The organism is Paraburkholderia haematera (assembly GCF_905220975.1).
In the GTDB taxonomy this organism is placed as follows: Bacteria; Pseudomonadota; Gammaproteobacteria; order Burkholderiales; family Burkholderiaceae; genus Paraburkholderia; species Paraburkholderia haematera.
Genome location: NZ_CAJNBK010000005.1, coordinates 123,327 through 137,069, shown reverse-complemented (window position 1 = coordinate 137,069; position 13,743 = coordinate 123,327). Strand labels below are relative to the sequence as shown.

The window sequence follows — 13,743 nt, the reverse complement described above, 5'->3', positions numbered from 1 at the left end:
CGAGTGCGACGGAAGATACAGGAGACGAAGGACATGGGACATTCCAACGTATCCGGGACAGGCAGTACGCCGTTCCGGCAGAACCGCTGGGTGCAGCTGGCGATTGGCATCGTGTGCATGGGACTCGTCGCGAATCTGCAATATGCATGGACGCTGTTCGTCGTACCGATGGACAACGCCCACCATTGGGGTCAGGCGGCAATCCAGACCGCATTCACCGTTTTCATCGTCACTGAAACCTGGCTCGTGCCCGTTGAAGGGTGGCTCGTCGACAAATTCGGGCCGCGCCCGGTTGTGATCGGCGGCTCGGTGTGCGCGGCGCTCGGCTGGATCATCGACGCGCATGCGAGCAGTCTCACCGAGCTCTACGCCGCGGCCGTGATCGCCGGTATCGGCGCGGGTTGTGTGTATGGCACCTGCGTAGGCACGGCGCTCAAATGGTTTCCGGACAAACGCGGTCTCGCGGCCGGTTTGACCGCGGCAGGTTTCGGCGCCGGCGCGGCCGTCACCGTGATTCCAATCGCCAACATGATCCAGCGCTCGGGTTATGAGCACACATTCATGTTCTTCGGCATTTTCCAGGGCGTCTGCATTCTGCTGCTCGCCACCATGCTGGTACGGCCAAAACCGCCCGCATTCGCAGTCGCGGCCAAACGCATCGTGGCAAGCAAGATCGACTACACACCTGGCGAGATGATCCGTTCACCGCTCTTCTGGGTGCTGTATCTGATGTTCGTATTCGTCGCGGCCGGCGGCATCATTGCGACCGCGCAGCTTGGGCCGATCGCGAAGGAATACGGCTTCGCCAAAATGCCGGTGAATCTCATGGGCATCACGCTGCCGCTGCTCACCATGACGCTGTCGATCGATAATCTGTGCAACGGCTTCACGCGTCCGTTGTGCGGTTTTCTGTCGGACCGCATTGGCCGTGAAAACACCATGTTCATGATCTTTCTCGGCGAAGGCGTCGCGCTGCTGGGACTCATGCAGTTCGGCCACAACCCCTACGCCTTCATGTTCTTCGCCGCCGCCGTATTCCTGTGCTGGGGCGAGATCTTTTCGATCTTCCCGGCAACCTGTGCCGACACGTTCGGCAGCAAATACGCCGCGGCCAATGCGGGGACGCTTTATACCGCGAAAGGCACTGCGTCGATGCTGGTGCCGATTGCCTCGGTGCTGTCGGCGAACGGTGGATGGAGCACCGTGTTCATCTCGGCTGCGGTGATATCGATCGCGGCAGCGGTGTCCGCGAAATTCATCCTCGCACCAATGAGAAAGCGCTGGATCGAGAACTCGGGTGCGACTGCCAGCGTGGTTATCGCTGAAGCGCGGTTGCAGCCGTCATCCGGCGGCTCACCTGAATGAACAACAACGTGAGCTCGCCACTCACGACGAACCCATAACGTCCCGCGACCAAGGAGCAGCATCATGGCAGAAGCCGACCGGCAAACAGTAGAAGAGACTTCGACACAACAAGCGGCCGAGACGACCGACGGGTTTCATCTCGTCATCGACGCGCTGAAACTGAACGAGATCAGCACGATCTTTGGACTAGTCGGCATTCCGATCACCGACCTCGCGCGGCTTGCACAAGCGGAAGGGATGCGTTTCATCGGGTTTCGTCATGAGCAGCACGCGGGCAACGCAGCGGCCATTAGCGGTTTCATGACGCAGAAGCCTGGCATCTGCCTGACGGTGTCGGCGCCGGGCTTTCTGAACGGCCTGACCGCGCTTGCGAACGCAACCACCAACTGCTTCCCGATGATCCTGATCAGCGGCTCGAGCGAGCGCGAAATCGTCGATCTGCAGCAGGGCGATTACGAAGAAATGGATCAGTTAAATGCGGCCAAGCCGTATGCAAAGGCCGCGTATCGCGTGCTGCATGCGGAAGACATCGGCATCGGCGTGGCGCGTGCGATCCGTGCCGCGGTCTCGGGCCGCCCGGGTGGCGTGTATCTGGACTTGCCGGCCAAGCTGCTCGCGCAAACGATGGACGCCGTGAAGGCGCAACAGTCGCTCGTGAAAGTGGTCGACGCCGCGCCGCGTCAGTTGCCGGCGCCGGAATCCGTCAAGCGTGCGATCGACGTGCTCAAGAGTGCGAAGCGTCCGCTGATTCTGCTCGGCAAGGGCGCGGCGTACGCGCAGGCTGACGCGGAGATCCGCGCGTTCGTCGAGCAAAGCGGCATTCCGTATCTGCCGATGTCGATGGCCAAGGGCCTATTGCCCGATACGCACGAGCAATCGGCTTCAGCGGCGCGCTCGTTCGTGCTGCAGGAAGCCGACGTCGTCGTGCTGATCGGCGCGCGCCTGAACTGGCTGCTCTCGCATGGCAAGGGCAAAACGTGGGGTGCGGAGCCGAAGCGTTTCGTTCAGGTCGATATTTCGCCGACCGAGATCGACAGCAACGTCGCGATTGCCGCGCCGGTGATCGGCGATATCGGCTCGTGCGTGGCGGCATTGCGCGCAGGGCTGGATGCGGGATTTGCAAAGCCGAGCGCCGAGTGGACCGGCGCGATCGCCGAGCGCAAGAGCAAGAACCTCGCGAAGATGGCCGAGACGCTCGCCAAGAATCCGTCGCCGATGAATTTTCACAGCGCGTTGCGCGCGATCCGCGATGTGCTGAAAACGCGCCCGGACATCAACGTCGTCAACGAGGGCGCGAACACGCTCGACTACGCCCGCAGCATCATCGATATGTACGAACCGCGCAAACGCTTCGATTCGGGCACGTGGGGAATCATGGGCATCGGCATGGGCTTCGCGATCGGCGCGGCGGTAACGAGCGGCAAACCGGTTGTCGCGATCGAAGGTGACAGCGCCTTCGGTTTCAGCGGCATGGAACTCGAAACCATCTGCCGTTACGACCTGCCGGTTTGCACGATCGTCTTCAACAACAACGGCGTATATCGCGGCACCGACGTGAACCCGACGGGCGGCAAGGACGTCGCGCCGACCGTGTTCGTGAAGGGCGCGCGCTACGACAAGATGATCGAGGCATTCGGCGGTGTCGGCCACCACGCGACCACGCCGGAAGAACTGACGACGGCACTGCTCGAAGCGATCGCGTCGGGCAAGCCGACCTTGATCAATGCCGTCATTGACGAAGCGGCGGGCACTGAAAGCGGCCGCCTGACCAATCTGAATCCGCAAAGCGCGGCGATGAAAAAGTGACTCAAGTAACCACGGAGATATCAAAGTGACCAAACCTCTTGAAGGCGTCAAGATCATCGACTTCACCCACGTTCAAGCCGGCCCCGCGTGCACCCAGTTGCTCGCCTGGTTCGGCGCCGACGTGATCAAGGTTGAACGACCGGGTTCCGGCGACGTCACGCGCAACCAGTTGCGCGACATTCCCGACGCCGACGCGTTGTACTTCACGATGCTTAACAGCAACAAGAAGTCCTTAACGTTGGATACGAAAAAGCCAGAAGGCAAGGAAGTACTCGAAAAGCTGATCCGTGAATCCGACGTGCTGGTCGAAAATTTTGGCCCGGGCGCGCTGGACCGGATGGGCTTTTCGTGGGAACGCCTGAACGAACTCAATCCGAAGATGATCGTTGCTTCGGTGAAGGGTTTCAGCGACGGCCATCACTACGACGACCTGAAGGTCTACGAAAACGTCGCGCAATGCGCAGGCGGCGCGGCGTCCACCACGGGCTTCTGGGACGGTCCGCCGACGATTAGCGCCGCGGCGCTCGGCGACAGCAACACCGGCATGCATCTGGCGATCGGCATTCTGACCGCGCTGCTGGGACGCGACAAAACCGGCAAGGGCCAGAAAGTCGCGGTGTCGATGCAGGACAGCGTGCTGAACCTGTGCCGCGTGAAGCTGCGGGATCAGCAACGGCTGGAGCGCGTGGGGTATCTCGAAGAGTATCCGCAGTATCCGCACGGTGAATTCAGCGACGTGGTGCCGCGCGGCGGCAATGCGGGCGGCGGCGGTCAACCGGGCTGGGTGCTCAAGTGCAAGGGCTGGGAAACGGATCCGAACGCGTACATTTACTTCACGATCCAGGGCCATGCATGGGAGCCGATCTGCAAGGCGCTCGGCAAACCCGAGTGGATCAACGACCCGGCCTACAAGACTGCCGAAGCACGTCAGCCCCATATCTTCGAGATCTTCGGAACCATCGAAGCCTGGCTCTCCGACAAGACCAAATTCGAAGCGGTCGACATCTTGCGCAAGTTCGACATTCCGTGTGCGCCGGTGCTGACAATGAAGGAACTGGCCAACGATCCGTCGTTGCGAGCGAGCGGCACAATCGTTGAAGTGCCGCATAAGAAACGCGGCTCGTATCTGACGGTTGGCAGTCCGATCAAGTTCTCGGATATGAAACCGGAAGTGACCGCTTCTCCGCTGCTCGGTGAACATACGGACGAAGTGCTGGCGGGCCTTGGCTATAGTAAGCAGGACATCTTCAATCTGCGCGAAATAAAAGCGGTTTGAAGATGTTTGATGGTGTCACACCGCTGGCCCGCGTGTATGCTCGGGCCAGCGGATACGGCGTTCCTCACGGGCGCCGTAGCCCATTCAAGGATCCGCGTTTTTACATTCGGGGAGCACCATGCAAAGCGCTATCGACTTCGAGCAACTCGTCAACGCGATCGGCGACGCGGTCATCATCTCCGATGCCGGCGGCAGCATCACATTGTGGAACCCCGCGTCCGAACGCATGTTCGGCTTTACGCAAAGCGAGGCGCTGGGAAAGTCGCTCGATCTGATCATTCCCGAACGTTTGCGCGGTCGCCATTGGGACGGCTATCACAAGACCATGGCGACGGGCGAAACCCGCTATGGCAATGACGTGCTGCGTGTCCCCGCCGTATGTAAGGATGGGCGGGCGCTTTCGATTGCTTTTACGGTTGCATTGCTGCACTCGTCGCAACACGAAATCACCGGCATCGTCGCCGTGATCCGCGACGAAACCAGCCGCTTCCAGGAGGATCGCTTGCTGCGCAAGCGTCTTGCGGAACTGGAAGCGTCGGCACGCGTGTAAACGGACACCGGCGCGCAGCCGGCATCAATCGCGCCACAACACGGCGTCTACAACCCCCAGATGATGTCGGCATTCTGCTTACTGGCCTCACGCATCATGTCGAGAAATGGCCAGGCCCGTTGCGACAGTCCACTGCCCGATTCCTGACGGCGTTCGCGGGAATACTGCAGCGATTCAAGAGCGATCTCCGCATTTTCGTCGTCCGAGATCGCCGCTTCGAGACGGCTGATTGCACGAGGCAACTCGTCATGCAGGATGACCCCACGCGTATCGAGCCGCTTGCCCACCAGTCCCAGCAGATACTGGGCGAGATCCCTGAGCATCACGACATCGGGCGTAGCGGGCGATTGAAACGTGATGAGCATGATGGCTCCTTGCTTCGATTTGTATTGCGCCATCGCACCGGAAAGCCGTTCGGACTCACCCCGAGGACTCATGCCCCGCTTCTTTCGCGCTGTGACGCAGCGTGACCCGGGCAAGCGGTAATCGTCTCCCGCGACGACGGCCGGGGCCTTCACGATGACCGGCTTTGCACGTCGGAGCGAAGCGCGGCATCCCCATGGGCGCGTGCCATCCGGGCAAATCATCGTTGGTGTTTCTCCGGACTGCTCCGGTTCAAGAACCAGCCACCGGAAGGCCTGCTTCCATTTTATATCATAGCGTGATCTATATAGACTGACAAAACCCATCACTCAGACCATTTGCGCGTCAGACACAGAACTATTCTGACCCCGTCATTCGCGCCGTTCTGTCAGATTTCGACGACCCGGAACGTATTTTTATATCACAATGCAATATAATTATGCCGATACATTCTTTCGCTTTGTGAGGATTTGGCCTCAAGGTGTGCTGCCATCCCACGCGACACGTCCCACTTTCCACCATAAACCTTGTCCCGCTACGCTCTCATCCGCTGGTTTTCCAGCTTTGCACCCCATCCCATTGCCGTCCGGTGGCCGGAACGCTTCAGATCGTGCCTCGGCGCATTGCTTGGGATTGCGTTCACCGGCGGGACTATGCACGTCCTTCTCGGACCGGCAGCGAACATTCCACTCCTAGTGGCTCCTATGGGGGCTTCGGCCGTGCTGCTGTTCGCGGTTCCGGCCAGTCCGCTTGCGCAACCGTGGTCCATCATCGGCGGCAATCTCGTCTCTGCAATAGTCGGCGTGACCTGTGCAAACTGGATCGCCGATCCGGTGGGCGCCGCCGCGTTGGCCGTCGCGCTGGCGATCGGCGCAATGTTCGCGCTGCGGTGTGTTCACCCCCCGTCGGGCGCAGTTGCCCTGACTGCGGTGCTGGGCGGCCCGGCCGTGCATGCTCTCGGCTACCGCTTCGTGGCCGAACCCATCGCGATCCAGTCAGTGGCGCTGCTGTGCGCGGCCATCGTCTATCACGCCACGACCGGGCATCGATATCCGCACGTCGCCCAGAGTTCGGGCAAAGGCGCGGCAGCCCCGGCTGCAGCAACGAACGAAGGTTTTACGCGCGCCGACCTCGAGTCGGTGTTGAGCCGGCGTGGGGAATTGCTCGATATCGACACCGACGATCTGGAATCCCTGTTGCGCGATGTTCAGTTGCAGGCCTACGCCCGCACGTTCAACGAACTGACCTGTGCGGACATCATGTCGCGCTCTCTGGTCGCCGTATCGGTCATCACGAGAGCTTCCGCCGCATGGAGTCTGCTGAAACAGCGCCGTATCAAGGCACTCCCGGTCACTGACGAGAAGCAGCACGTTATCGGTATCGTGACCCGCGCCGACCTTGTCGACAAACGGGCGTTCAGCAAGGGAGCCGGCCTGTCGTCGCCCATGCAGCGCTGGTTCCGGCGCAGCATCACGCCGGCGCCGCTGGTCGGTGCGTTGATGAACGTCGATGTCCTAACGGTCGACGCGACGACGCCGATCGTCGAACTGGTGCCTATGTTCGCGAACTACGGGCACCATCACATCCCGGTTCTGGACGCGAATCGACGGCTTGCCGGCATGATCACGCAGGCCGACCTCATCGCGGGGCTGTATCGCCAGGCTTACGCCAAGCAGCGACACGCGGCATAACGCTTTCACGTGCTTCTACGCTGAACACGGCCATAAATATCACGCCGTGATATAATTTGAGCCTTGTCTATTTCTCCACGGAACGCCGATGAAAACACTCGCGCGAAGCTTGACCAAGACGGACTTCGAGCAACTGTCCGAGTTTCGCTATCAGATGCGGCGCTTCGAGCGTTTTTCTGAACAGGCCGCCCAGGGCGAAGGCATTACGCCATTGCAGTATCTGCTGCTCCTGCATATCAAGGGTTACCCGGAACGCGACTGGGCCACGGTCGGCGAGCTTGCGGAACGTCTCCAGGCGCAGCATCACGGCGTGGTCGCGCTTGTATCACGTTGTGAGGCGCTCGATCTGGTCCGCAGAAAGGTCAGTGAGACCGACCGCCGCCAGGTCGAAGTTCATTTGTTGAAAGCGGGCGAGCAGGTGCTTGCCCGTCTCGCCGAGATGCACCGTGCCGAACTGAAGTCGCTGAAAGGCACGTTTAACGTCCCCCAGATTGATTTTTGAGTCCCCATGAGTCTCGATTCCCATAAGCGCGATTTTTCCACCAACGCGCGGCTTCCCGGCATTTCCGCACTCGCTGCGGGAATCGGCGCTCTCAGCACGCTCGCGGCGTTTGTGCTGCTGAGCCTGATTCATCTGTTCACCAATCTGTTTTTCTTCCAGCAATTTTCGTTTGCGGACCGCTCGCCGGCCCACAACACGTTGGGTATCTGGGTGGTGGTGATCCCGGTGATCGGCGGCCTCATCGTCGGTTTGATGGCCCGTTATGGTTCGGAGAAGATTCGCGGGCATGGCATTCCCGAAGCGATCGAAGCCATTCTGTTTGGCAAGAGCCGCATGTCGCCGAAAGTGGCGATTCTCAAGCCCCTGTCGTCCGGCATTGTGATCGGCAGCGGTGGCCCGTTCGGCGCGGAAGGCCCGATCATCATGACCGGCGGCGCACTGGGGTCGCTGATCGCACAATGCGTGAAGGTCACATCCGCGGAACGCAAAACGCTGCTGGTTGCGGGCGCGGCAGCGGGCATGACTGCCGTCTTTGGCACGCCGGTGGCGGCCGTATTGCTGGCGGTCGAACTGCTGCTGTTCGAATGGCGTCCGCGCAGTTTCCTGCCGGTGGCCCTCGCGTGCGCCGTCGCGGGGTTTGCGCGCGCCGCATTCTTCGGCACGGGCCCGTTGTTTCCGCTTGAAACCGCACCTCCCGGTGCGTTGTCTCTGCTGTCCTGCGTCATTGCCGGGCTCATGTCAGGCGCGCTCGCATCGGGTCTGTCCGCCGCGCTGTACAAGACTGAAGACCTGTTCGGCAAGCTGCCCATCCACTGGATGTGGTGGCCCGCGATCGGCGGCCTCGTTGTCGGCATCGGCGGCTTTATCGAACCTCGTGCGCTGGGCGTCGGCTACGACGTAATCGGCGATCTGTTGCACCAGCACATTGCCATCCAGATCGCGCTGGCGATCCTGGTCGTGAAGGCGCTTATCTGGGTCGTGGCCTTGGGTTCAGGCACCTCGGGCGGCGTCCTGGCTCCGTTGCTCATGCTCGGTGCGGGCCTCGGCGTCGTGTTCGGCCACGTATTGCCGGGCGGCGAACCTGCGCTGTGGCCGCTCGTCTGCATGGCGGCCACGCTCGGCGCCACGTTGGGCGCGCCGTTGACCGCTATCGTCTTCGCATTCGGTCTTACGCACGACAGCAACGCATTGCTGCCGCTGCTTGCGGCAACGCTGGTCGCGCACGGGTTTGCAACGGTCGTCATGAAGCGCTCCATCATGACCGAGAAAATTGCCCGGCGCGGTTATCACATTTACCGCGAGTACGGAGTCGATCCGCTTGAGCGCCACCACGTCGACGAGGTGATGTCGCGCACGGTCAAGACAATCGATGGCGATATGTCCGTAGGCGAAGCGCTCGCCACCTACTTCGGCCCGACGCAGACGCATCGCGCGTATCCGGTCGTGCGTCATGGCGTGCTGGCGGGCGTTGTCGATCGTGCGATGCTGGATAAGATTCGCGACGACGAACCCGAGCATGCGCTCGACTCGCGCCTCGCCGATGTATTGCGCCACCGCTCCCCCGCTTTTGCCTTGCCCAGCGAAACCTGCCGGCTCGTTGCAACGCGCCTGGCGGTGCACGGTCTCGAACGGTTGCCTGTCGTCGCGGACGCCGAAACGTTGCAACTGATCGGCATTGTGTCGCGCAGCGATCTGGTCAAGCCGTCGCTTGCCCACTTCGACGAAGAGCATAAAAAAGAGCGCTTCCGGCGCTTGCGGGTCAACACCGGCAAGCGGCATTTCCCGCCGGTTCCGTAAGTTAGCGAACCCCATATTCGCGATCGAATTAGCGCAGATCGCGTGCAATAGGCCACGTTTGACATGGGGCGGATATACCTCACAAGGTGACATATAATAAATTCAAGGCGAGGGGGCGCTCTCGTTGTGCTGAGTCGCTCGTGAGCGACGGTCATCGGAGCGGTTTCACATCCGCCGCCCGGCCGCTGGATAGCGGGGCTTCTGAATCTGGGTGAACGACAACATGTCTGCATTCGGGCGCATTCTGCTGTGTTATGACGCAACCCGTGAGGGGCGGCGGGCGTTGCGTCTTGGCGCCTCATTAGCGGAGCAGCTCAGGGCGGAAACGCACCTGCTTGCCGTTCTGAATACCCTGGCGTGGTCGCAAAGTGCCGATATTGCGTCTGCTGTGCCGTTCGACGCATTGGAGCAGTCCGCGAGGGAAATCCTCCGTGATGGCGTCGAGAAACTCGCGGCGCGTGGCGTCATCGCCATGCCCCATTTCGCGATTGGCGACCCTCTGGACCATATTCCGTTTTTTGCCCGTGAACTCAAAGCCGATCTGATCGTCGTCGGGCATCGCCGAAGCGGCCTTCTCCGGCGATGGTGGAGTGGCAAGAACGATGGATTGCTGCTGGACAGGGTGTCCTGTGCGGTGCTGGTCGCCATGGAGCCGGAAGACGCTGAAACGCACAAGCCGGCGGAGACATCCTCCGCGCGTGCTTAAGGGGGGTCTTTGCGCGACGGGAGAAGTGATACAGAAGTGACCACCCGCCGCGTTTTCTGGACCGCCGCTTCGTCAACCATTGCACCGGAACCGGCCAATGGCGCTCGCCTCGCGCGAGGCGCTGGCCGTGGCCTTAACACCCTACGCGCGTGCAGAATTCGGTGCGCTGCCATCTCCACCCGTCCCGTGAACGGCACTCATTCAGTTGCGTGTCGCGGCGACCGCTTTGATTTCAACCAGGAGTGACGGCCTCGCCAACGCGGCTACCCCGAGAATCGTCCATGCAGGGGCATGCGCTTTGATGTAGCGGTCCTTGACCTCACGAAACGCCGCCAGTTGCGTATCGATATCAACGTGATAGCTGACGAGCTCAACGAGGTCCCCGAAGTCGAGCCCCGCTTCTGCCAACACCGCGCCCAAACGCCGAAACGCAAGATCGATCTGCTCTTCGACGGAATCGGGAATGGTGCCGTCAACCCGGATTCCTATCTGTCCGGCTACAAACAGTAGCCCGCCTGCAGCTACGGCAGGCGCATAGTTAAATGTCCTGAAGATCTCGGTGCTGCCGAGAACGGGATGTGGGTTCGCGAGTACGACTGTCGTTTTCGAAGCGTGCATGACAAGGTCCCTGAAAGATAGAAAGAGGATTAAACCATTTGACGCCAGGCGATCTCTATGAAAACCGAGCCTGGCTGACGTCGAGTAATGCAAAGCGGATAAACAGATTTGCAATGCGGGTTTGCCCCGAAATCGCCGCCACTAATCTTTCATCAAGCGTTGTTACGGTAGCCGGGTTGTACGTGCTAGTCCGTTTGAAAAGAACTTCCACTCATCCGCCTGGAAACAACAGATGAAAACGACTCCCGTCTGCAACGCAACACGCCGCCTGTCATTTCCCCGTCCGGCTTCCACGGTAGCACTGGTGCTCTGCGCCGCCGCCCTCAACGCCCATGCCGAGCAGGCCGACTTCCACGGTGACAACCGTTTCGAGCCAGGCTTACTGGTTGTAAGTCGAAGCGTCTACGACAACCAGTCCAGCAACGTTCAGATTGGCGCGGTCTTGCCGCCGAATTGCGCGGCCACTAAGGGCAGCTGTGGCGCGGCCACAGGCGCGCCGAACGACGGCACCTATCCCTACGTGTGGAACAACGACGGCTATGACGGCAGCTTTGGCATTACGTCGCGAATCTTTCTCGATCAGCTTACGCCGTCAGGCGAGTGGGTGAGCTCGCTCGAAATACCCAACAGCTTGCAGAAAACGTCGCGACGCGACCAGCTCGTCACCAGCTTCAGCTCCAAATCGGAACTCGGCCTGCACCTTTCGCTCGACGGCCAGTATCTGACCTTTATGGGTTATGTGGCGCCGGTCAATACCCTGGACGTCTCCAATTCGAACACGCCAGGCGTCGTCGATCCCACTAATCCGGTGGGGCAAAGCTACTATCGGGCAGTCGCTCGCCTCGACCGCGATGGGCACCTCCGCGTCACCGAGACGAACGCCTACAGCGGCAACAACGGACGTTCGACGATTCTGAATAATCGCAACGGCCAGGATTTCTTCTACACCGCCGGCAACGCGGGTAACGGTGCTAACCCGCAACCGGCCGGTGTAGTCGTCGGCGCGGGCGCGCAATTGATCGACCCGACGAAAAAGCATGAGGCGCAGCAGGACCCGGGAACGCCGACACCGGTTGCCAGCTTTTCGGTCACTGAACTGGGCGGGGCGGCTGACAAGATCGGCAAGGACGACAACTTCCGCGGCATGACCGTATTCAACAACGTCCTTTACTTTACGAAGGGCAGCGGCAGCAACGGCGTGAACACGGTGTACTTCGTGGACACCACTGGAAACGCCTGCCCGTCTGGCGTAGGTGTGCCGGCCGCCAATGCGGCGTTGCCCAGCCAGCCGCTTTCTTACGACCCGACCACCGTCCAGACCAAGGGACTGCCAAACAATATGTGCGTGCTGGCCGGCTTCCCGTCGACGCCCAACAAGACCGCCACTACGTTCTCCTACCCGTTTGGCCTCTGGTTCGCCAACGCGACGACGCTCTATGTCGCGGACGAAGGCGATGGCTACACGGGCGGCCCCGATCTTTACACACACGCAGCCGGGCAGACTGGCGCGGGTCTGCAGAAGTGGGTGTACAACGCCGGTACGAAAAAGTGGACGCTCGCCTACACGCTGCAAGCCGGTCTGAATCTTGGCCAGCCATACGTAGTATCGGGCTACCCGACCGGCTCCAATACGGCAACTGGACTGCCATGGGCACCGGCGACGGATGGACTGCGCAACCTGACCGGCCGCGTGGAACATGACGGCACCGTGACGCTCTGGGCAATCACGTCGACGACCAGCGGCAACGGCGATGTGGGCGCGGATCCGAACAAGCTGGTTGCCATTCGCGACCTGCTCGCGAATACGAGCGCAACTGGCGCCGCGCGCGAGAAATTTGTCGCGTTGCGAGGCGCGGGCTTTGGTGAGGTACTGCGCGGCGTCTCGTTCGCGCCGGGGACTGATACTGATCGGGACCACCGCTTCTGATGCACTGATGACGCACTGACAACCGGGTGAAGCCACGCCGCAGCGCATTTGACTATGCGTGGCTCACCCGGTTTTCACAACGCGTCACGCCGTCAACGCGTCAGGCCGTGTGGCCGTGACTGCCCTGTTCGCTGTCGAGATGCGCCATCTGTGCCGCCGCGTAACGTTCGCCTGCGGCGGCTCCCTTCGGTACGGCCTGTGCGATCGCAGCCAGATCGTCCGCGGTGAGCGTCACATCAATCGCCCCGAGCGCTTCGGCAAGACGATCGCGCCGGCGTGCGCCAACGAGCGTCACGATATCGCTGCCCTGCGCCGCAACCCACGCAATCGCGATCTGCGCAACGGAGACGCCTTTAGCCTCAGCCACCTTACGAAGCGCCTCCACGAGCGCGAGATTACGGTCGACGTTGTCCCCCTGAAAGCGCGGACTCACGGCACGAAAATCGCCTTGCCCCGCGGCATCCTTGCTCCAGTGGCCACTGATCAAGCCGCGGGATAACACGCCATACGCCGTCACGCCAATCCCGAGCTCGCGGCACGTCGGCAGAATCTCGTCTTCAATGCCGCGCGAAATCAGCGAGTACTCGATTTGCAGGTCGCTCACCGGGTGTACCGCTGCCGCGCGGCGAATGGTCGTGGCGCCCACTTCGGACAAGCCGACGTGCCGCACATAGCCGGCTTTGATCATGTCGGCAATCGCGCCCACGGTGTCTTCGATAGGGACGTTGGGATCGAGCCGCGCAGAACGGTAGATGTCGATATGATCGACGCCCAGGCGCTGCAGCGAATAGGCGAGAAAGTTTTTGACCGCTGCGGGACGCGCATCGTAGAGCGACCAGCCCCCTGCGGGGTCGCGCATCGCCCCGAATTTCACGCTGATGATCGCCGCGTCGCGACGTGACGGCGGCGCGCTTTTCAAAGCCTCGCCGATCAGGATTTCGTTGTGGCCGGAGCCATAGAAATCGCCCGTATCGAGCAGCGTCACGCCGGCTTCGAGCGCGGCGTGGATCGTCGCAATGCTTTCGGCGCGGTCGGATGGACCGTACATGCCCGACATCCCCATGCAGCCAAGACCGATGGCGGAGCTTTGCGGCCCCGTCTTCCCCAGTTGAAGTTGCTTCATGACGTTCCTCGGTAGGTGC

At 61.2% G+C, this 13,743-nt stretch carries 12 protein-coding genes; 9 read left to right on the top strand and 3 right to left on the bottom strand.

Going from position 1 to position 13,743, the window contains the following annotated elements:
• Positions 1 to 33: 33 nt before the first annotated feature.
• The 4 genes from oxlT (at position 34) to KHO23_RS12125 (ending at position 4,997) form a co-directional block, all read left to right on the top strand.
• Positions 34 to 1,365 (top strand): oxalate/formate MFS antiporter, encoded by a 1,332-nt coding sequence (oxlT, locus tag KHO23_RS12140; protein WP_211611437.1) that lies wholly within the window; start codon positions 34 to 36, stop codon positions 1,363 to 1,365.
• 63 nt (positions 1,366 to 1,428) lie between these two features.
• Positions 1,429 to 3,171, top strand: coding sequence for an oxalyl-CoA decarboxylase (gene oxc / locus KHO23_RS12135; RefSeq protein ID WP_211611431.1), 1,743 nt, complete (start codon positions 1,429 to 1,431; stop codon positions 3,169 to 3,171).
• Between the two features lie 25 nt (positions 3,172 to 3,196).
• The gene (frc, locus tag KHO23_RS12130; protein WP_211611429.1) at positions 3,197 to 4,447 is read left to right on the top strand and encodes a formyl-CoA transferase; all 1,251 of its coding nucleotides are present in this window, start codon (positions 3,197 to 3,199) and stop codon (positions 4,445 to 4,447) included.
• A 118-nt stretch (positions 4,448 to 4,565) separates the two neighbouring features.
• A complete protein-coding gene (locus KHO23_RS12125; protein WP_211611425.1) occupies positions 4,566 to 4,997 on the top strand; it encodes a PAS domain-containing protein in 432 nt (143 codons plus the stop codon).
• 47 nt (positions 4,998 to 5,044) lie between these two features.
• On the opposite strand, the gene KHO23_RS12120 is transcribed toward KHO23_RS12125, so the two are convergent.
• Positions 5,045 to 5,362: a DUF1840 domain-containing protein gene (locus KHO23_RS12120; RefSeq protein WP_211611423.1), complete on the bottom strand. Its 318-nt coding sequence runs from the start codon at positions 5,360 to 5,362 to the stop codon at positions 5,045 to 5,047.
• A 525-nt stretch (positions 5,363 to 5,887) separates the two neighbouring features.
• On the opposite strand from KHO23_RS12120, the gene KHO23_RS12115 reads away from it, so the two are divergent.
• The 4 genes from KHO23_RS12115 (at position 5,888) to KHO23_RS12100 (ending at position 10,056) form a co-directional block, all read left to right on the top strand.
• Positions 5,888 to 7,051: an HPP family protein gene (locus tag KHO23_RS12115; RefSeq protein WP_211611421.1), complete on the top strand. Its 1,164-nt coding sequence runs from the start codon at positions 5,888 to 5,890 to the stop codon at positions 7,049 to 7,051.
• 88 nt (positions 7,052 to 7,139) lie between these two features.
• Complete coding sequence (locus KHO23_RS12110; protein WP_211611419.1) at positions 7,140 to 7,553, top strand: MarR family winged helix-turn-helix transcriptional regulator; 414 nt, start codon at positions 7,140 to 7,142, stop codon at positions 7,551 to 7,553.
• A 6-nt stretch (positions 7,554 to 7,559) separates the two neighbouring features.
• Positions 7,560 to 9,350: a chloride channel protein gene (locus tag KHO23_RS12105; protein WP_211611417.1), complete on the top strand. Its 1,791-nt coding sequence runs from the start codon at positions 7,560 to 7,562 to the stop codon at positions 9,348 to 9,350.
• Between the two features lie 223 nt (positions 9,351 to 9,573).
• Positions 9,574 to 10,056, top strand: coding sequence for a universal stress protein (locus KHO23_RS12100; protein ID WP_211611673.1), 483 nt, complete (start codon positions 9,574 to 9,576; stop codon positions 10,054 to 10,056).
• Between the two features lie 201 nt (positions 10,057 to 10,257).
• Here KHO23_RS12100 and KHO23_RS12095 read toward each other — a convergent pair whose 3' ends face one another.
• On the bottom strand, positions 10,258 to 10,674 hold the full coding sequence (locus tag KHO23_RS12095; RefSeq protein ID WP_211611413.1) for a RidA family protein: 417 nt from the start codon (positions 10,672 to 10,674) through the stop codon (positions 10,258 to 10,260).
• 232 nt (positions 10,675 to 10,906) lie between these two features.
• Here KHO23_RS12095 and KHO23_RS12090 point away from each other — a divergent pair, with 232 nt between their 5' ends.
• On the top strand, positions 10,907 to 12,601 hold the full coding sequence (locus KHO23_RS12090) for a hypothetical protein (RefSeq protein WP_211611411.1): 1,695 nt from the start codon (positions 10,907 to 10,909) through the stop codon (positions 12,599 to 12,601).
• Positions 12,602 to 12,701: 100 nt separating this feature from the next.
• On the opposite strand, the gene KHO23_RS12085 is transcribed toward KHO23_RS12090, so the two are convergent.
• Positions 12,702 to 13,724, bottom strand: coding sequence for an aldo/keto reductase (locus KHO23_RS12085; RefSeq protein WP_211611409.1), 1,023 nt, complete (start codon positions 13,722 to 13,724; stop codon positions 12,702 to 12,704).
• Positions 13,725 to 13,743 lie beyond the last annotated feature (19 nt).

Coding starts and splice junctions, on each gene's coding strand:
- oxlT (WP_211611437.1), top strand. CDS start 34: ATGGGACATTCCAACGTATCCGGGACAGGCAGTACGCCGTTCCGGCAG.
- oxc (WP_211611431.1), top strand. CDS start 1,429: ATGGCAGAAGCCGACCGGCAAACAGTAGAAGAGACTTCGACACAACAA.
- KHO23_RS12125 (WP_211611425.1), top strand. CDS start 4,566: ATGCAAAGCGCTATCGACTTCGAGCAACTCGTCAACGCGATCGGCGAC.
- KHO23_RS12120 (WP_211611423.1), bottom strand. CDS start 5,362: ATGCTCATCACGTTTCAATCGCCCGCTACGCCCGATGTCGTGATGCTC.
- KHO23_RS12110 (WP_211611419.1), top strand. CDS start 7,140: ATGAAAACACTCGCGCGAAGCTTGACCAAGACGGACTTCGAGCAACTG.
- KHO23_RS12105 (WP_211611417.1), top strand. CDS start 7,560: ATGAGTCTCGATTCCCATAAGCGCGATTTTTCCACCAACGCGCGGCTT.
- KHO23_RS12100 (WP_211611673.1), top strand. CDS start 9,574: ATGTCTGCATTCGGGCGCATTCTGCTGTGTTATGACGCAACCCGTGAG.
- KHO23_RS12095 (WP_211611413.1), bottom strand. CDS start 10,674: ATGCACGCTTCGAAAACGACAGTCGTACTCGCGAACCCACATCCCGTT.
- KHO23_RS12090 (WP_211611411.1), top strand. CDS start 10,907: ATGAAAACGACTCCCGTCTGCAACGCAACACGCCGCCTGTCATTTCCC.
- KHO23_RS12085 (WP_211611409.1), bottom strand. CDS start 13,724: ATGAAGCAACTTCAACTGGGGAAGACGGGGCCGCAAAGCTCCGCCATC.